This is a genomic window from Bradyrhizobium iriomotense (genome assembly GCF_018129405.1).
Taxonomy (GTDB): domain Bacteria; phylum Pseudomonadota; class Alphaproteobacteria; order Rhizobiales; family Xanthobacteraceae; genus Bradyrhizobium; species Bradyrhizobium iriomotense_B.
In genome coordinates this window covers 1-16242 of sequence record NZ_JAFCLP010000004.1, presented here as the reverse complement: position 1 = coordinate 16242, position 16242 = coordinate 1, and the positions used below count along the sequence as shown (strand labels likewise).

Genomic DNA, 16242 nt, shown 5'->3' with positions numbered 1-16242 from the left:
CCTCCCCGCGTTCATGCACTGAGCGTGCCGTAAGGCGCGAAATGCGGGTCGTAGGACGGGCTCTTGATGATGCTGTGGAGCTGCCGGCGGCGAGCCCCCATGTTGCCGCCGTCATAGAGCGGGAAGCACATCGCATCGTTCATGAGCTCTGCGAGCGGGTGCATATCGGTGTAGCTGTCGACCCCGACCAGGCGCATGCAGTCGTAGACGACGTCCACGCACGTCTCCGAACAGAACACTTTCGTCATCACGGCGAGCTCGTGCTCCTTTCCGCCCGACAGATCGTATTGCTGGCAGGACTTCCAGGTCAGGTAGCGGCAGGCCTCGATCTTCATCTTGATGTCGGCCAGCATGTAGCCGACGGTCGGATAGTCGATGATGGGATGCGGCCCCGAGCGGGCATCCTTCCTCGCAAAGGCGAGGGCGTGATCGAAGGCGGCCCGCATGACGCCGACGCAGGCGGCGCCGATCAGCGCGGCGGTCCAGGCGAAGTTGGTGGAGACGATCTTGATCCCGTCGCCGGGCTTGCCGATGATGTTGTCGGCGGGAACGCGGACATTCTCGAACTTCATCCGCGGCGAGATCGTGGCACGGTGGCCTGCCGTATCAAGAATTCCCGTCACCTGCACGCCGGGCAGGTTGCCCGGCACCATGATGACGGCTAGCGACTCCTGGGCACCCTTGCTCGGATCGGTCCGGCACACCACGGCATAGAGATGGCAGTTCTTGCCGTCCCAGCCGGTCCCGTTCGTCGTGTAGTGCTTCTCGCCGTTGATCACCCATTCGTCGCCTTCGCGCGTGGCAAATGTCTTCACGCCAAAGCGCGGATCGGCGGCATCGAAGTTCGCGCCGCCCGTCACCTCGGTGAAGGCGAGAGCGCCGAGCCGGGTTCCATCCTCGATGAAGTCAGGCAGGAAGCGCTTCTTCTGCGCCTCGGTGCCGAAGAACACGATGGGTTTGACGCAGAGGCCGGTCCCCAGCAGCGTGCTTGGCACGTTGACGTCGACCGCGGCCAGCTCTTCGGCGGCGATGGCGAAGTCGAGTGCGGGAACGTCGGTGCCGCCAACCTCCTTCGGAAACAGTCCCTTGACGAAACCGGCTTCGACCGCCTTCTTGTGAAACGGCCGCGTTGCATAGAAGCGCTCGTCCGGCTTGCCGTACTGGCGGATCGTCGCGCGGACGTCCTTCAGCACCGTGTTGGCGAAGCTGCGCGCGCCTTCACGAAGTGCGGCCTGCTCCGGGCTGAGCGTGAAATCGATAGGCATGGCTTCCTCCTCAAGACATCGAGACGTGTCGACGCGCCGCCGTCCCACGGCGCGCCTCGATTGACGGAAGGAAGGGTATGCGCGGGCGCAACGACGGTCTTGCCCGACAGCGCCCGGACTTTGTGCTGACAGTGAACAGGCTGTATTGGGCAGTCGTTCTGACTCATCGATTGCCGAATGTTTGTGCTGCATGCTGGTGCTGTTCTGGCATGGAAAGTGCTTTTTCAGATGCCGGTGTCACTCTGTGTCGAGGATTTGCCATGGAGACCTGGACCACGAACGATCTGCCCGAGCGGGATCAGTTCAGCTATTGGAGAGAGGTCCTCTGCGAGGCCTATATCGCGCTCAATCCGGTGCGCGAGCCCGCGGCGGGCGGCTTTGCCGGGCATGTGACCGCCCATCCGCTTTCGACGATCAACGTCACCACCATCTCGTCCGGCCGTCAGAAGATCTATCGCGGACGCTCCGAGATCAGCCGCATGCCGACGGAAGTCTATTTCCTCAATCTCCAGCTCCGGGGGCAATGCTGCATGCAGCAGGGCGGTCGCGCCGCGCTGCTCAATCCCGGCGAGTTCTCGATCGTGGATTCGACGGAGCCTTATCTCAACGACTATTGCAGCGACGATTGGGAGCAGTATTCGTTCCGGATTCCGCGGCATCTGCTGCGTCCGCTGCTGCGCAATCCCGACAAGGCGACGGCCACGATCGTCGCCGACAATGGCGGCATCGGCACGGTCGCCATCGATCTGCTCAAGTCGATCGTGCGCAATGTCGAGGGACTTTCGCCGAGCGGCGCAACGCTGAGCAGCAGCATGGTCGAGCTCGTGGCCATGTCGCTTGGTGCGACGCAGACCGCCCAGGAGATGGCGCGAGGCTCCGCGCGGCAGGCGCTATGTGCCTCGCTGGTCACTCACATCGAGACGAACATCGCCGATCCCGAACTGGCACCGGCCAAGGTCGCCGCCCATTTCGGCATCTCCGTGCGCTATCTGCACAAGGTGCTGGAGGAGGGCGGTCGCTCGTTCGGTCGCCTCGTCCTGGAGCAGCGCCTCGAGCGCTGCGCCAGGGATTTCGTGAAGCAGAAGGCAGACAGCGAGACGGTGACCGAGATCGCCTTGCGCTGGGGCTTCAACGACCTCTCGCATTTCAGCCGGACGTTTCGCCAGCGGTTCGGAAAGACGCCGCGGGAATATCGCAGCGAGGGCGCGTGAACCGCCGGCGCCTCGTCAGGCGGCCCGCTCCAGGCGCCTGAATGCGCTGTCCATGTAGAGCAGGGGATCGACGTCCTGCTCGGCGAGCCCGACCTGCAAGACCTCGCCCAGGAAGATGGTGTGGGTCTCGTAAGCCAGCCGCTGCACCACCTTGCAATCGAACGCGGCGAGCGCCGAAGCCAGCACGGGCGCGCCCGTGATCTGCGTCTGCCAATCGCCGGACGTGAAGCGCTCTGCGCGGCGCACCGATTTCGAGAAGACGTCGACGAGTTCGAGGTCGGCGGCGGTCAGCAGGTTGACGGCATAGATGCCGGATCGATCGATGACATCGTGCGCCGAGGCGCTCCTGTTGATGCAGATCAACAGGGTCGGCGGCGCCGTGCTGACCGAGCTGATCGCGGTTGCGACCAGCCCGGCGCGCTGTCCGGCGTCGGCGCTCGTGATGAGCGCGACGCCGGAGGCAAATCTTCGCATGCCCGACTTGAAGGCGTTGGCTCTCGACATCGCGTCGAAGGCAGGCTCGGAACGGTCCATGACAGTCTCATTCCTCATGCGCGTTCCGTCTGCCACTTGACGCCGGTGCTGCCCGCGCTCTTCTCGCCGCCGCCCTTGAAGGCACCGCGATAGCGCGCGGCGGGATGCCGCTCGTTCAGCCGGCCGCCGCTGCCGGGGAACATCTTCTCGCGCAACGTGCCCGGGGCGTATTCGCGCTGGGCCAGGCCGCGTTTCTGCAGCACCGGGATGACGTGTTCGATGAAGTCGCGATAGGAGCCGGGAAAATACTGGCAGATCATGTTGATGCCGTCGACGCCAGCATCCTGCCAGGCTTCGAGCTGGTCGGCGATGCTCTCGGGCGTGCCGACGATGCGGCTGTTGTAGGACAGCGCGTAGGCGAGGTCCTGGACGCGCGCCTTCTTGCCGGGGTTGCTGGCTTCGAACATGCTGATGAATCCGCGCAGGCCATCGATGTTGGCCTGTTCGATCGGCATGTCGCGGTCGAGCATGCCGAGGTCGATGCCCATGTCCCGGCTGATATGGGCGGCGAGGCCATCATAGCTGACGCCCTTGTCGATCTCGTCGGACTTGCGCCAGGCCTCTTCCTCGGTGCTGCCCACGACGAAGGAGAAGCCCTGGATGAATTTCAGGTCCTCCGGACGCCGTCCGTTCGCTGCCGCAACGGCGCGGGTCGCCGCGATGCCTTTGCGCGGGCCTTCAATGGTCGGATAGAGCACGAACGTGCCCTCCGCATTGCGCGCGGCGAAGGACTGGCCGACCGGCGAGGCGCCGGCCTGGTAGAGCACCGGCGTGCGCTGCGGGGAGGGCGAGCAGAGATGCGGCCCCAGCACCCGGTAGCGCTCGCCGGAATGGTAGATGCGGTGGATCTTGCTGGCGTCGGCATAGACGCCGTTCTCCCTGTCGCCAAGCACCGCGCCTTCATCCCACGAGCCTTCCCAGAGCTTGTAGACCACCTCCATGTATTCGTCGGCGCGGCGGTAGCGCTCGTCATGCGGAATGATCTCGTCGAAGCCGAAATTCTGCGCGGCGTTGTGGCTGACGCTGGTGACGATGTTCCAGCCGATGCGGCCGTTGCTGAGATGATCCAGCGTCGACAGCCGCCGCGCGAAGCTGAACGGATGCTCCGACATGATGGAGCTCGTGAAGGTGAGGCCGAGATTCTCCGTGACGCCGATCAATACAGCGGAGAGCGCAGCGGAATCGTTGCAGGGGATCTGCAAGCCTTCCTTGATGTAAGTGTCCCACGATCCCTTGTAGGCCGGGTCGATGCCGATGACGTCGGCGAGGAACAGCGCATCGAAGCAGCCTTGCTCGAGCAGCTTGGTCAGCTCGATCCAGGTGCTGAGCTTGTCGAAATGCATCTGCGTGCTGTCGGGATGGCGCCAGAGCCCGTGATAGATGTGGGACACGACGTTCATCGAGAAGCAGTTGAGAATCAGGCGATTGCGCATGAACAGGCCCCTGGGTTGCGAAGGTTTCGTCGGATCAGAGGCTAGCGACGTGCCGGTGGAGCGTCTTGCTTACGCGCGCCCGGCGTTTGTGCTGGGAGGGAACAGGCGAGGTGAGCGTGCGGTGCTTGAAATTCGCGTTCGGTGTTTCCACAAGCGTCATTGCGAGCGCAATGACGAGGTTGAAGCAGCGCGCCCAATTGGATCACCGTCACCCTGAGGCGCGAGCCGCGGTGCGCAGTAGCGCGAGCGAGCCTCGAAGGGCGACGGCCCGGCTGCATCGGGGCCGTTCATCCTTCGAGGCTCCCCCGTGCGCCGCCTTGCGCCGCACGGCTCGCACCTCAGGATGACGGGGCTAGAGAGTCGTCGGCAAATTCACTCGTGCGTCCCCCACAGCGCCTGCACGATCGCATCCAGTCCATCCGTCAGTGCCGCCGGTCCTGGCTGCAAGATGATCGGCGACTTGATCTCGACGATGCGGTCGTCGCGCACGGCGGGAACATCGCTCCAGCTCTCGCGCGCGCGGATGCGGGCTGGCACGACCTTCTTGCCGCACCATGAGGCGAGAATGATGTCGGGTGCGGCCTCGCGCACCGCTTCCGTCGAAACGATGCGATCCTTTGCCGCCTGCCGATGTCGCAGTTCCGGGAAGACATCCGCGCCGCCGGCGATCTCGATCAACTCGGACACCCAGCCGATGCCCGAGATCAACGGTTCGTCCCATTCTTCGAAATAGACCTTCGGCCGCGGCGAGGGGCGAGGCGTTGCCGCGATCGTCGCCAGGCGCCGCTCCAAGCCTTGCGCCAGCTGGTTCGCGCGTTCAACCGCGCCGACCAGCGCACCCAGCGTCCGGATCATCGCCAGGATGCCAGCGACGTCGCGCTGGTTGAAGACATGGACATCGACGCCCGCGCGGACGAGATCGGCAACGATGCCGGCCTGAAGATCGGAGAAGGCCAGCACCAAATCCGGCTCCAGCGCCAGGATCTTCGGGATGTCCGCCGAGACGAAGGCCGACACCCGCGGCTTCTCACGGCGCACCTGGGGCGGACGGACGGCGTAGCCGGACACGCCGACGATGCGGTCCTGCTCGCCGAGCAGGTAGAGTGTCTCGACCGTCTCTTCGGTCAGGCAGACGATGCGGCGGGGCGGGTAGTGGCGCATGGTGGACCATATGCGCTCATGCCGCGCCTGATGTCACGGCGGCCATTACCTCGGACGTCATTGCTTTACCGCGCGAAGCAATTCACCCTGAGAACACAAGGAATTGGGAGGAGATCCGATGACGCCGCTCGAGAAACTTAAAGCGATGAAGATGCCGTTCGCCGAACTCAAGGGCGTCGAGTTCGTGGAAGCCGGGAAGGACCGCGTGGTGGCGCGGATGACGGTCCGGCCTGATCTCTGCACTCTGCACCACACCATCCATGGCGGCGCGGTGATGGCGCTGGCCGATTCCGTCGGTGCCGCCGCGACGGTGATTAACCTGCCCGAGGACGCCAAGGGTACGACCACGCTGGAGAGCAAGACCAATTTCATCGGTGGGGCCAAGGAGGGGGCCACGGTGATCGCCACCGCCACCCCGGTTCACCGGGGCCGGCGGACCCAGGTCTGGACCACCCGGCTGGAGACAGAGGATGGCAAGCTGGTGGCTGTGGTGACCCAGACGCAGCTGGTCCTGTAAGGCTACGGGGCGTTGATTTTGTTAACGAAATAGTCATTCCCGATGCCACTAAGTTGGGCAGGTTCCCCGCTTGAAAAGCGTGTTGCGTTGCACAATATAGGGGGCCTAGGGATTCGAACGCCTCCTCGAGGGACACCAAGAGGAGTTTTGACGTGGTACTTCAAGAGACCGTCCGCACGGCCCCGGGCTATGTGCGGACCCTGATCCAGCAGGAAGAATTGCCGCTTCTGCGCGATCACCTGCTGCGGCTCGATGCCGAGAGCCGGCACGACCGCTTTAACGGCTTTCTCGACGACAGCTTCATCGAGCGTTACGCCGCCCGCTGCGCCGAGGATGGCACTGTCATCGTTGCCTATATCGTCGACGGCGTGGTTCGCGGTGCGGCGGAACTGCATCCGCCGGAAGATGGTTCACTGCCCGAGGTCGCCTTCAGCGTGGAAGCCTCCGCACGCCGCCAGGGCGTTGGCACCGTGCTGTTCCGCCGCCTGATCGCGGAGGCGCGCTGGAAGGGCTACAAGCAGCTGCGCATCACCACGGGTGCCGAGAATCACGCGATGCGGGCGCTCGCCAGGAAGTTCGGCGCGCATCTGGCCTTCCGTCACGGCGAATCGACCGGAACGATCGATCTCGGCAAGACGCCCGAGGCGGAACTGGCGGATCTCGCGGCAGCGCCGTTCACGGCGGGCCGGGCGCTGCTCAGCTTCAACTCGACCTGCTGGCAGATCATCTCCAGCATGTACGGCAATCGCGCCGCCTAGTTCAGAAGCGGACTGGAATCAAAAAGCGGACCGGCAAAACCGGTCCGCTTTTGTATGTCGGATCGAGAAAGAAACGCTCAGGTACCGGTGCGCGTAGCGGTGCTGAAGCGGCGAACGACGCGGCGTTCGACCACCACCGAGCGCTGCGCGCCCTGTTCGCCGGCGATCACGCGGGTGGCGGTGATGCGGCTATTGGTGCGGGCCTGCTTCTTCACCTCGGCCTGGACGACATCGAGCGGCATCCCCATCAGAGCTGCGGCGATCTCGGCCTGCTGCTCCTGGTCGTCGGTAATTCCGACGGCGGCGAAGATCGCCTCGTCCAGGGTCGGCGGATCGTGACGCACGCGCCGCGTGCCATATTTGGTATTCCAGTCTGCGCTCATGGTAGCCTCATTTCGATCCGGGATACCTAGTGCTGCCTATGTTGCATTGCAATATGAATTTGGTGTGGCATCTCAGCTATTCACCGCTTGCATCGATCCGGCGTCACGGCGGTGACGGAGCACCTGCGTCGGCCTCGATCCTTTGCTGCGGCCAGCGCTTCAGTGCGGCGTGTCCAGCCTCGGTGAGCCCGTAGATTCCCCGTTCAGCGCGTTCGAACCAGCCATACACATTGTTAAGCAAGATCTTGCCGGCATCGGGACACCGCACACGTAGCTCGCGTACGGGCCGCGGGCCTGTCGCAAGCTCGGACGCGCAAGCCAGCGCCTGCTGCCGGTAGGCCGTCATGATCGGCGCGCGCGTGCTGCCGCCGAGCACCGGATCGCCCTGGCGACGTTGATGCTCGGCCACGAGTCGGGAGCGAATCTTCGGCTCGCGGCGCGGGGCCGCCGTCGGCGGCTTCACCAGCACCTCGACCTGGCCGCGGTCGGTCACCCCGAGCATGCCGAAGCCGAGGCGGCGGCAAAGATTGCGGTAGCGTGCGTCGCTCTCGCGTCCCTTGCCACGCGCGGACATTTTTGCGGCGATCCAGACCTCGTCGCCCGCCGGCGCGCGGTCGACCGCCTGCAGGATCAGCTCGAGATTGAAAGCGAGCTTGAGCTCGCCGATCACCACGACAGGCGGGTCGCCGGCGCTCAGACCAACGAGATCGCAGCCGCCGATCTCGCCCTTGACCGTGAAGCCGAGCTCTTCGAGGAAGCGTTTGACGGGCAGATAGAGCGCGGTTTCCACGGGTGGTCCGATCGAAGAATCAGTTGCGTGCAGTCTAGAGCCTTCTCGGCTCCGATTGAATCCGAGCCGGAGCCGGACGTTTCGATCTGAACGCTGTTACACCCGTCCGCCGACCGGAATCAGCGCGCCGGTAACGCCGCTCGCGGCATCGCTGGCGAGGAACAGGATCACCTCTGCGAGCTCCTGCGGCGTCACCCACTTGGAAAAGTCCGCCTTCGGCATGTCGGCGCGGTTGGCCTTGGTGTCGATGATCGAGGGCAGCACCGCGTTCACGGTGACCTTGCCCTTCCACTCGCTGGCGAGTGCCTCGGTGAGTCGATGCACGCCGGCTTTCGACGCGGCATAGGGACCCATGCCGTTGCCGGCCTGGAGCGCGCCCATGGCACCGATGTTGACGATGCGGCCGGCGCTGGACGCGGCGAGATGCGGCAGCGCCGCGCGCGAGGTGTTCAGCGCCGTCAGCACGTTCAGCGCATACATGCGTTGCCATGTCGTGATGTCGCCGTCGCCGACAGTCTCGAAGGCGAAGCCGCCGGCGATGTTGATCAGTGCGTCGAGCCGGCCGAAATGCTTTGCCGCCGCATCGATCGCCGTCTTCGCATGCGCCGCGTCGGACAGGTCGACGCCGCCGATCTCGATACGCTCGGGCGTCGCTGACAGTTGCGAGGGCGCATGATCGATGCCGGCGATGCGCGCGCCGCGCGATTGCGCGATGTCCGCAACCACTTTGCCAAGCGCGCCAAGCACGCCGGTGACGACCAGAACCTTGCCTTGCATCATCGTTCTCCCGGCGCGGCCACTATGCTTGCAGATAGCGCGCTTTCAGTGCGGTCCGCTCTGCTGTGCCGAGCTTGAGCCCATCGCGCAAGTAGGTTTCGAGATCGCCATAGTCGCGCCCGACGGCATCGAAGGCGGCCGCCAGGTACGAGGCCTCGACGGAGCCGATCGCGTCGAGAACGTCGGCGGGAAGATCGGCGGCGTTCGATGGGTCGCGCTTGTAGTGGTGGTTGGTCAAAAGGTAATCCTCGGCAATGACGTCGTCGCTGACGCCCAGCGCATGCAGGATCAGCGCGCTGGCAAAGCCGGTGCGATCCTTGCCGGCGGTGCAGTGGATCACGAGCGGCGCGCGGTCTTCGAGCAGATGGCTGAACAGCGCGCGAAAGCTATGCGTGTTGTGGCGAACATAGTTGCGATAGGATTCGCGCATCAGCTCGAGCGCGACGGGTGCGGTCAGCGTCCCTCCCGCGAGCTCGGCGCGCAGCGCGGCCACGACGGTCGGCTCGATCGGCAGCGAGTACACCGTGATTTCGTTGACCACGCAGACGCCGGCCGCACGCTCCTCGACACCGCGAAAATCGAACGCGCTTCTGACGCCGAGCGCGCGGACGATCTCGACATCGGCTGCGGTGAGCTGGCCGAGATGGTTGGAGCGAAAGATGTGCCGCCAGCGCGTGGTGCGGCCGTCGGCGGTCCGATAGCCGCCGAGGTCGCGAAAATTGCTGGCGCCTTGCAAGGCGAGATGTCGGACAGGGGAGTCTTTTAGGGAAGAGTCTTGCATGAGATCAGCTTGGGTTATGGTTCCACTGGACGCACTACGGCGTCCTTCAAGTCCATTACAGGGGGCGATCATGGGCCGGCACAAGGCCATTGTTTTGGCGATCACCATGCTGGCGGTCGGAATCCTCAACGCGCCGCAGGCGGATGCACAGACCTTCCGAACCTACCGCTGCGCCGATGGTACGCAGTTCATCGTGGGATTTTATGACTACGACAAGCGCGCCTTCCTCCAGATCGACGGCGAACCCGTCACACTCGCCAAGCGGCTGTCGGTCTCGGGCGCACGCTATTCGGGGGCGGGGATCACGCTTGTTATCGGCAAGACCGGAACGACCACGGTCAAGCACCTGAAGCGGCCGGTCACGGCCTGCGCGGTGATCGAAAAGCCCGGGCTCTAGCCGGGAATCAAAAAGGGCCGAAACACCGTTGTTTCGACCCTTTTCAAACTGCTGCCGGCCGCTTGCGAAAGCCCGGCGTTTTCAAACCAGCAGCTGGCATTAGCGTTCCCATTTGGGCTTGGCTTCGTCGACCGCGTCCTGGTGGTACCAGCTGTCGCTGCAGATCGAGACGTTCGCGGGAAGCGAAGCGTGATCGGCGGGAAGGCGGGTCTCGCCATAGCGGCGTCCGGCGAGAGCTGCGCGGCCCCCGACAGGGAATTGGTAGATCTTCGCAGATCCGTGACTCAGACCATTGTTCATCATTGCGATTCTCCTTGGTCGAAGCGCCTTGGCCTCCATGGTGCGCCCGACTCGTTCGATTGTGGTTACTGGAATCCCCATATCGGCTGCGCATCCCGAATTGGAAAGTGCTGAAAAGGAAATCAGTTTCCGCCCAATTTGTGGGCACGCAGCTGGCTGCACCCCCAAAGGCACCGTGTGAGTGGCTAACGCCTAGGCCATTCCAAAGGTTGCTAGGCAGGGGCCCGGGGCTTTACGAAAATTTCCGGACGTTGATGCGCGTTTCATCGGCAACCTCCGGCACAGGTCGGCCTGCTCCAGAATCAGGCGTTTTTCGCGGGATTTTTGCGGTGCAGCTTCACGCGAAGGTGCGCCGCTATGACGCACGCCGCTGTGGACAGCGGGGTGGCGGCAAGGCGAGGCCGGCCACCGTGGAAAACCCCCCACAGTGCGGCCTTTTGGCACGTTAAATGCTTGTAAACGGCCGGCCGATGGTGGCCGGGTACAAACGTGCGGGGGCCCCAGGGCCCCCAACCTTTCGCATCATCTACAGAGAGGCTCAATGACCAAGTACAAGCTCGAGTACATCTGGCTCGACGGATACACGCCGACTCCGAACTTGCGCGGCAAAACTCAGATCAAGGAATTCGCGTCGTTCCCGACGCTCGAGCAGCTTCCGCTCTGGGGCTTCGATGGCTCCTCCACCCAGCAGGCCGAAGGCCACAGCTCCGATTGCGTGCTGAAGCCGGTCGCCGTGTTCCCGGACGGAGCGCGCACCAACGGCGTGCTGGTGATGTGCGAAGTCATGATGCCCGACGGCAAGACCCCGCACGCTTCCAACAAGCGCGCCACCATCCTCGACGACGCCGGCGCCTGGTTCGGCTTCGAGCAGGAATACTTCTTCTACAAGGACGGCCGTCCGCTCGGCTTCCCGACCGCCGGCTATCCGGCGCCGCAGGGCCCGTACTACACCGGCGTCGGCTTCTCGAACGTCGGCGACGTCGCCCGCAAGATCGTCGAAGAGCATCTCGACCTCTGCTTGGCTGCCGGCATCAACCATGAAGGCATCAACGCGGAAGTCGCCAAGGGCCAGTGGGAATTCCAGATCTTCGGCAAGGGCTCCAAGACCGCTGCCGACCAGATGTGGATGGCCCGCTACCTGATGCTGCGCCTCACCGAGAAGTACGGCATCGACATCGAATTCCACTGCAAGCCGCTCGGCGACACCGACTGGAACGGCTCGGGCATGCACGCCAACTTCTCGACCGCCTATATGCGCGAAGTCGGCGGCAAGGAGTATTTCGAGGCGCTGATGGGTGCCTTCGAGAAGAACCTGATGGACCACATCGCCGTCTACGGCCCGGACAACGACAAGCGTCTGACCGGCAAGCACGAGACCGCGCCGTGGAATAAGTTCAGCTACGGCGTCGCCGATCGCGGCGCTTCGATCCGCGTTCCGCACTCCTTCGTCAACAACGGCTACAAGGGCTATCTGGAAGACCGCCGTCCGAACTCGCAAGGCGACCCCTACCAGATCGCTTCGCAGATCCTGAAGACGATCGCGTCCGTGCCGACCGACAAGAAGGCCGCGGCCTAAGATCCTCCCGGCCCGGGCTGGGGGCTGGCCCGGGTTGGCATTCAATCCGCCGGAGCTGCAAGGCTCCGGCGGATTTTTGCATTGTGATGACAGCCATCCGATGACGGGCGGGGCTGCGCCGCGTGAAACTTGTCCACGACGGTCGAAAGCGGGATAAAGTGCCCCTGGATGCGCGCTGGGGCCGGGGACACGGCTGGTGTTTGAGGGTTTCTACAAGGTGCGGTTTCAGCTCGGCGACGCCGTCGGCCGGAGCGTCATGCATGCCGGCAATGGCAAGATGCTCGGTGGCAATTCGGCCTTCGCCCATATTGGCACCTACGAGAAGACCGATGAGGGCGTCGACATCGTGATCAAGACCGTCCGGCACAATCCCGATCCGAGCTACCGCGCCATGGCCGGCACCGATGATGCGACCTTGCTGGCGAAGGGCTGGGCCGACGGCGATCTCTATCGCTTCAGGGGCGAGCTGAAGGAGCTGCCCGGCGTGCCGTTCCAGTCGGTGATGACGCCGATCACTGAGGACGAGGTGCCGATCGCGGGCGGCGTCGGCGAGGACGGCATCGCCGATGGCCTCTACTCGGTGCATCTGCGCATGCTCGACGGCATCGACGGCGGCCTCACCGGCGTGATGCTGCTCAACCAGGGCCGCATCCTCGGCGGCGATGCTGCGTTCTACTATCTCGGCAGCTACACCGCCGCGAAGGGCCGCTGGAAGGGCCAGATCCTCAATCAGGAGCACACGCCGGCCAAGGACGATCCGATCTTCGGCGGCCACGAGGTCGGCATCGGCTTCTCCGGCAGCTATGACGCCGAGGAGGCGGTGCTGGAGGCGACGGCGCTTGCGGGCAAGCGCAGCCTTCGCCTCACCGCCGCGCTCAAGCTGATGCACCGCGCCTGAACGCTACCCCGGGAATTCACATGGCAAATACCATCCGCATGCTCTCGACGCTCGGCCTTGCGGGCGCGATGCGCAGCCTGTCCTCCGCCTTCGAGACCGCCAGCGGCGTTCATGTCGATGCGGACTTTGCACCAACCCTGGCGCTGCTCAAACGGCTGCGCGACGGCGAGGCCGCCGATCTCGTGATCCTCACGCGCGAGGGGCTCGACGAGATGATCGGCGAGGGCCGCGTGGTCGCGGAGAGCGCGGCCGATCTGGCGCGCTCCTTCGTCGGCATTGCCGTGCGGGCAGGGCAGCCGCATCCTGATATCGACAGCGAAGCCGCGCTGCGCCAGACGCTGCTCGCGGCGCGGTCCGTTGCCTATTCGCGGCTGGGTGCGAGCGGCGTGTACTTCGCCCAGCTGATCGTGCGGATGGGGATCGCGGCCGAGATCAACGCCAAGGCCACCATCGTGGAGCAGGGATTCACAGCGGAACGGCTCGTCAGCGGCGAGGCTGATCTCGCCGTGCAGCAGATCAGCGAGCTGAAGCAGGTCGGCGGCATCGAGGTGGTCGGTCCGGTCCCGCATGATTTGCAGACACCGGCCGTCTTTTCCGCCGGCCGTATGGCGAACGCGAGGAATGCCGTCGCGGCCGATCGGCTGTTGCGCTACCTGGCCTCACCGGAGGTCGTTCCTGTCCTCCGCCAATCCGGACTCGAGCCTTGAATTTGCCGGGGCGGAGACGCAATTTGGCATCCATGCGAACTCATCTTCTTGCCATCACCTTCGCGCTCGCTGCGCCCCTCGCGGCGCATGCGCAATCGGCTGATCTCGTCCTGTGCGACCGGGTTGCGGCCGATCCCAGCGATCCCGACAAGCCGGCCGATGTGAGGGGCGTTGCGGAGATTGCTGCCTCCGATGTCGCGACCGCCATCAAGTTCTGCAAGCAGGCAGCAAGCTCCTCGCGCCGCGCCATGTTCGCGCTGGGGCGCGCCTATGCGGCCAATCGGCAGACGGCGGAGGCGATCGCCGCCTGGCGCAAGGCGGCCGACAAGGGATCGAGCGCCGCGATGGTCGAGCTCGGCGTCGCCTACGGCAACGGCTCGGGTGTTACCAAGGACGAAGCGCAAGCGCGGAAGTTGTTCGAGAGGGCGGCGCAGGCCGGCAATCCCCGCGGCGTCAGCAACCTTGCCGCGCTCGGCAGCGCAGGTGGTGTGGCGCCGGCCGATCCTGCGCAGGCCCGTGCGCTGCTGGGCAAGGCGGCCGAGACCAACGCGGAGGCGCAGTACCAGCTCGGCCTGATGCTGTCTGAAGGCGATGGCGGCGCGAAGGACGACGTCGCGGCGCGCGCGCTGTTCGAGAAGGCGGCGGCGCAAAACCATCCCGGCGCGCTGGAGCGGATGGGCGCCTTCGCCCAGGAGGGCCGCGGCGGCGCGAAGGACAAGGACGCCGCCAAGGCCTATTACGAGCGCGCGGCAGCGCTCGGCGACGAGGACGCCAAGAAGGCGCTGGAGCGCATCCGCTGTCCCTATGCGATCAAGGACAAGCAGGGCAAGCTCGTCACCACGCTGTGCTTCTGACTCGTCTCCGCTCGGGAGAGGTCGGCCGAGCGTCCGCTCGCTCAACTCACTTCATGTAGTAGGCGAGATTGTTGCGGGCGTCGCGATAGGTCGTCTCGAGATAGTCAGGATACTCTGCGGCGGCCTGCGCCACGGCGCGCACGATGCAGGTCCAGAAATCGCCGTCCCATTTGAAGTGCGCTTCAGTTGCGCCCTCGAACTTGACGGCGGTGATGATGGCCCGCCGGATCGCATCGTCGTCGGCATGCGGATGGGCCCGCTTCACGTATCCGAACATCGGCCCTTCGTGGGCATGGTCGCGATCGTAGCGATATTTCGCGGCCATCTGTTGCGGCGTGAGGGTGCGATTGATGCGGACCTCTTCGGCGGTCGGGCGCCCTTCGATCGAATCCAATCGGTAGCGCCAGCGCCAGAGTTCGAAGGCGGCATCGAGCAGCGGCTGCTTCGCTGCGCTGGCGACGAATTCGGCGATCTGCTCTTCGGGGGATGGCTCTGTCTGTTTCATGCCCCTTGGTCGCGTGCTTGCGCCGGACGGTTCGAAGCAGGGGGAGGAACAAGCTCCAGCACCGGTCGTTGAACCCCGGTCAGCAGGAGGCCCGATCATGATCCGCAAACTGGCATCCGGCGAATATCGCCTCTATTCACGCAAGGTGAACCCGAAGACCGGCAAGCGCCGCAACCTCGGCACGTTCAGGAGCCGTGCGGCGGCCGAGAAGCACGAGCGCGAGGTGCAGTATTTCAAGCGCCAGTGACGCAGGATGCGGGCCGGTGGGACCCTGAGCAAAACAAAAAGTCGAAAAACAACCCCATGCACAGTAGCGGGGGCATTGAAATCGCAGCGAAATCCCGAATTGCTGATTTTGCGAAATCCATTTGACCCGTCGGGCAAAACAGGGGCATGATGGCATCATGGCGACTGAGGGTTCGGGCCCGGTCCCTGCGCGGAAAAGCCGGATGGCATCGGTGCGGCAGCAATGCTAGGTAGCCCGCGATCCTTTTTGATTTTACGGGTTTATCGCGTTGCTGGACGGACTCTACAAGGTTGAATACGGCGTCAACGATGCGTTCGGCCGCAGCATCATGTGCCTGCATGACGGCAAGATGCTGGGCGGCAATTCGGGCTTTGCGCATCTTGGCACCTATGTCGAGCGCGACGGCGAGATCAGCGCCGAGGTCATCACCGAGCGGCATAACCTCGATCCCAACTACAAGCCGCTGATGGGGGCGGACGTCGCCAAGATCGGGGCGCGCGGCCGGCTGCACGGCAACGAGATCCGTCTTCAGGGCGGCGCGGACACGATGCCGGGCGCCCATTTCTGGGCCAACATGACGCGGCTCGACGACGGGGCGCTGCCGCCGCGCGGCGCGATCGGGGAGGGCGGCATCGCCAACGGGCTCTATGGGATGAGCCTGCGTGCGCTCGACGGGGTCGATGCCGGGCTGTCCGGCGTGATGCTGCTGATCGACGGCCGCATTCTCGGGGGCGATGCGTTCTTTTACTATCTCGGCTCCTATTCCTCGGCGGACGGCCGCTGGAAGGGCGAGATGCTGAACCAGGAGCACACGCCGGCGAAGGGCGAGAACCCCGTGTTCGGCGGCTATGAGGTCGGGATCGGCTTCTCCGGGACCTGCACGGAAGATAGCGGCGAGCTCGAAGGCATCGCGCTCGCTGGCAAGCGCAGCCTGCGCCTTGCGGCCTCGCTCAAGCTGATGCGGCGGGCGTAGCGCGCACACTCGTTGGCGCAGGGTGTCCGCTTCGTGAGCTGAAGCAGGCCTCACGCCTCGCCCAAGCCAATCTCGGCAAGTGACCCGATGTATGGTCCGGCCGTGCGTTGCAAGTGGTTTTGCCGAGCTGGCGGTAAGCGGTCTTGCATCAATGTATCCGGCCTTTGATTGGAGC

Annotated in this window: 20 protein-coding genes; 10 read left to right on the top strand and 10 right to left on the bottom strand. The window is 64.6% G+C overall.

Translation table 11 applies throughout. From position 1 onward, the window contains the following. Positions 1-11: 11 nt before the first annotated feature. Positions 12-1265, bottom strand: coding sequence for an acyl-CoA dehydrogenase family protein (locus JQ592_RS11485; protein ID WP_211402970.1), 1254 nt, complete (start codon positions 1263-1265; stop codon positions 12-14). Between the two features lie 260 nt (positions 1266-1525). Here JQ592_RS11485 and JQ592_RS11480 point away from each other — a divergent pair, with 260 nt between their 5' ends. Next, positions 1526-2476, top strand: a complete 951-nt coding sequence (locus JQ592_RS11480) for a helix-turn-helix domain-containing protein (RefSeq protein WP_211402969.1) — start codon at positions 1526-1528, stop codon at positions 2474-2476. Between the two features lie 15 nt (positions 2477-2491). On the opposite strand, the gene JQ592_RS11475 is transcribed toward JQ592_RS11480, so the two are convergent. The 3 genes from JQ592_RS11475 to JQ592_RS11465 all read right to left on the bottom strand — a co-directional run bounded on the left by JQ592_RS11475 (position 2492) and on the right by JQ592_RS11465 (position 5604). Continuing rightward, the gene (locus JQ592_RS11475) at positions 2492-3010 is read right to left on the bottom strand and encodes a flavin reductase family protein (RefSeq protein WP_246820369.1); all 519 of its coding nucleotides are present in this window, start codon (positions 3008-3010) and stop codon (positions 2492-2494) included. A 14-nt stretch (positions 3011-3024) separates the two neighbouring features. Beyond that, positions 3025-4443 (bottom strand): NtaA/DmoA family FMN-dependent monooxygenase, encoded by a 1419-nt coding sequence (locus tag JQ592_RS11470; RefSeq protein WP_211402967.1) that lies wholly within the window; start codon positions 4441-4443, stop codon positions 3025-3027. Between the two features lie 372 nt (positions 4444-4815). Then, entirely contained in the window at positions 4816-5604 is a 789-nt protein-coding gene (locus tag JQ592_RS11465) for a cobalamin-binding protein (protein WP_211402966.1), read from the bottom strand. Between the two features lie 118 nt (positions 5605-5722). Here JQ592_RS11465 and JQ592_RS11460 point away from each other — a divergent pair, with 118 nt between their 5' ends. Beyond that, positions 5723-6121: a PaaI family thioesterase gene (locus JQ592_RS11460; protein WP_211402965.1), complete on the top strand. Its 399-nt coding sequence runs from the start codon at positions 5723-5725 to the stop codon at positions 6119-6121. Positions 6122-6273: 152 nt separating this feature from the next. Next, the gene (locus JQ592_RS11455; protein ID WP_211402964.1) at positions 6274-6879 is read left to right on the top strand and encodes a GNAT family N-acetyltransferase; all 606 of its coding nucleotides are present in this window, start codon (positions 6274-6276) and stop codon (positions 6877-6879) included. 77 nt (positions 6880-6956) lie between these two features. Here the strand turns inward: JQ592_RS11455 and JQ592_RS11450 are convergent, their stop codons facing one another. The 4 genes from JQ592_RS11450 to JQ592_RS11435 all read right to left on the bottom strand — a co-directional run bounded on the left by JQ592_RS11450 (position 6957) and on the right by JQ592_RS11435 (position 9610). Then, positions 6957-7262, bottom strand: coding sequence for a hypothetical protein (locus JQ592_RS11450; RefSeq protein WP_063683963.1), 306 nt, complete (start codon positions 7260-7262; stop codon positions 6957-6959). 103 nt (positions 7263-7365) lie between these two features. Then, positions 7366-8052, bottom strand: coding sequence for a DUF2161 domain-containing phosphodiesterase (locus JQ592_RS11445; RefSeq protein WP_211402963.1), 687 nt, complete (start codon positions 8050-8052; stop codon positions 7366-7368). 96 nt (positions 8053-8148) lie between these two features. Then, complete coding sequence (locus tag JQ592_RS11440; protein ID WP_211402962.1) at positions 8149-8829, bottom strand: SDR family oxidoreductase; 681 nt, start codon at positions 8827-8829, stop codon at positions 8149-8151. Positions 8830-8851: 22 nt separating this feature from the next. Further along, positions 8852-9610 (bottom strand): tyrosine-protein phosphatase, encoded by a 759-nt coding sequence (locus JQ592_RS11435; protein ID WP_211402961.1) that lies wholly within the window; start codon positions 9608-9610, stop codon positions 8852-8854. Positions 9611-9680: 70 nt separating this feature from the next. Between JQ592_RS11435 and JQ592_RS11430 the strand changes: the two genes are divergently transcribed. Next, positions 9681-10007 carry an MliC family protein gene (locus JQ592_RS11430; protein WP_211402960.1) on the top strand — a complete coding sequence of 109 codons (327 nt, stop codon included), beginning with the start codon at positions 9681-9683 and terminating at the stop codon, positions 10005-10007. A gap of 99 nt (positions 10008-10106) precedes the next feature. On the opposite strand, the gene JQ592_RS11425 is transcribed toward JQ592_RS11430, so the two are convergent. After that, complete coding sequence (locus tag JQ592_RS11425; protein WP_211402959.1) at positions 10107-10310, bottom strand: DUF2735 domain-containing protein; 204 nt, start codon at positions 10308-10310, stop codon at positions 10107-10109. Between the two features lie 538 nt (positions 10311-10848). Here JQ592_RS11425 and JQ592_RS11420 point away from each other — a divergent pair. The 4 genes from JQ592_RS11420 to JQ592_RS11405 all read left to right on the top strand — a co-directional run bounded on the left by JQ592_RS11420 (position 10849) and on the right by JQ592_RS11405 (position 14342). Further along, entirely contained in the window at positions 10849-11883 is a 1035-nt protein-coding gene (locus tag JQ592_RS11420) for a glutamine synthetase beta-grasp domain-containing protein (RefSeq protein WP_211402958.1), read from the top strand. Positions 11884-12079: 196 nt separating this feature from the next. Then, positions 12080-12781 carry a GrlR family regulatory protein gene (locus JQ592_RS11415; protein WP_211402957.1) on the top strand — a complete coding sequence of 234 codons (702 nt, stop codon included), beginning with the start codon at positions 12080-12082 and terminating at the stop codon, positions 12779-12781. A gap of 20 nt (positions 12782-12801) precedes the next feature. Next, positions 12802-13488 carry a substrate-binding domain-containing protein gene (locus tag JQ592_RS11410; RefSeq protein WP_211402956.1) on the top strand — a complete coding sequence of 229 codons (687 nt, stop codon included), beginning with the start codon at positions 12802-12804 and terminating at the stop codon, positions 13486-13488. A gap of 32 nt (positions 13489-13520) precedes the next feature. Further along, positions 13521-14342 (top strand): tetratricopeptide repeat protein, encoded by an 822-nt coding sequence (locus JQ592_RS11405; protein ID WP_211402955.1) that lies wholly within the window; start codon positions 13521-13523, stop codon positions 14340-14342. Positions 14343-14388: 46 nt separating this feature from the next. Here the strand turns inward: JQ592_RS11405 and JQ592_RS11400 are convergent, their stop codons facing one another. Beyond that, positions 14389-14847 (bottom strand): hypothetical protein, encoded by a 459-nt coding sequence (locus tag JQ592_RS11400; RefSeq protein WP_211402954.1) that lies wholly within the window; start codon positions 14845-14847, stop codon positions 14389-14391. Positions 14848-14944: 97 nt separating this feature from the next. Between JQ592_RS11400 and JQ592_RS11395 the strand changes: the two genes are divergently transcribed. Next, positions 14945-15094 (top strand): hypothetical protein, encoded by a 150-nt coding sequence (locus tag JQ592_RS11395; RefSeq protein WP_211402953.1) that lies wholly within the window; start codon positions 14945-14947, stop codon positions 15092-15094. Positions 15095-15362: 268 nt separating this feature from the next. Continuing rightward, positions 15363-16067 (top strand): hypothetical protein, encoded by a 705-nt coding sequence (locus JQ592_RS11390; RefSeq protein ID WP_211402952.1) that lies wholly within the window; start codon positions 15363-15365, stop codon positions 16065-16067. Positions 16068-16242: the final 175 nt, after the last annotated feature.

Excerpts from the sequence above, each read along its gene's own strand:
- JQ592_RS11460 (WP_211402965.1), top strand. The coding sequence starts at position 5,723 with ATGACGCCGCTCGAGAAACTTAAAGCGATGAAGATGCCGTTCGCCGAA.
- JQ592_RS11410 (WP_211402956.1), top strand. The coding sequence starts at position 12,802 with ATGGCAAATACCATCCGCATGCTCTCGACGCTCGGCCTTGCGGGCGCG.
- JQ592_RS11450 (WP_063683963.1), bottom strand. The coding sequence starts at position 7,262 with ATGAGCGCAGACTGGAATACCAAATATGGCACGCGGCGCGTGCGTCAC.
- JQ592_RS11475 (WP_246820369.1), bottom strand. The coding sequence starts at position 3,010 with ATGGACCGTTCCGAGCCTGCCTTCGACGCGATGTCGAGAGCCAACGCC.
- JQ592_RS11425 (WP_211402959.1), bottom strand. The coding sequence starts at position 10,310 with ATGATGAACAATGGTCTGAGTCACGGATCTGCGAAGATCTACCAATTC.
- JQ592_RS11440 (WP_211402962.1), bottom strand. The coding sequence starts at position 8,829 with ATGCAAGGCAAGGTTCTGGTCGTCACCGGCGTGCTTGGCGCGCTTGGC.
- JQ592_RS11465 (WP_211402966.1), bottom strand. The coding sequence starts at position 5,604 with ATGCGCCACTACCCGCCCCGCCGCATCGTCTGCCTGACCGAAGAGACG.
- JQ592_RS11470 (WP_211402967.1), bottom strand. The coding sequence starts at position 4,443 with ATGCGCAATCGCCTGATTCTCAACTGCTTCTCGATGAACGTCGTGTCC.
- JQ592_RS11485 (WP_211402970.1), bottom strand. The coding sequence starts at position 1,265 with ATGCCTATCGATTTCACGCTCAGCCCGGAGCAGGCCGCACTTCGTGAA.
- JQ592_RS11420 (WP_211402958.1), top strand. The coding sequence starts at position 10,849 with ATGACCAAGTACAAGCTCGAGTACATCTGGCTCGACGGATACACGCCG.
- JQ592_RS11480 (WP_211402969.1), top strand. The coding sequence starts at position 1,526 with ATGGAGACCTGGACCACGAACGATCTGCCCGAGCGGGATCAGTTCAGC.
- JQ592_RS11435 (WP_211402961.1), bottom strand. The coding sequence starts at position 9,610 with ATGCAAGACTCTTCCCTAAAAGACTCCCCTGTCCGACATCTCGCCTTG.
- JQ592_RS11400 (WP_211402954.1), bottom strand. The coding sequence starts at position 14,847 with ATGAAACAGACAGAGCCATCCCCCGAAGAGCAGATCGCCGAATTCGTC.
- JQ592_RS11395 (WP_211402953.1), top strand. The coding sequence starts at position 14,945 with ATGATCCGCAAACTGGCATCCGGCGAATATCGCCTCTATTCACGCAAG.
- JQ592_RS11430 (WP_211402960.1), top strand. The coding sequence starts at position 9,681 with ATGGGCCGGCACAAGGCCATTGTTTTGGCGATCACCATGCTGGCGGTC.
- JQ592_RS11405 (WP_211402955.1), top strand. The coding sequence starts at position 13,521 with ATGCGAACTCATCTTCTTGCCATCACCTTCGCGCTCGCTGCGCCCCTC.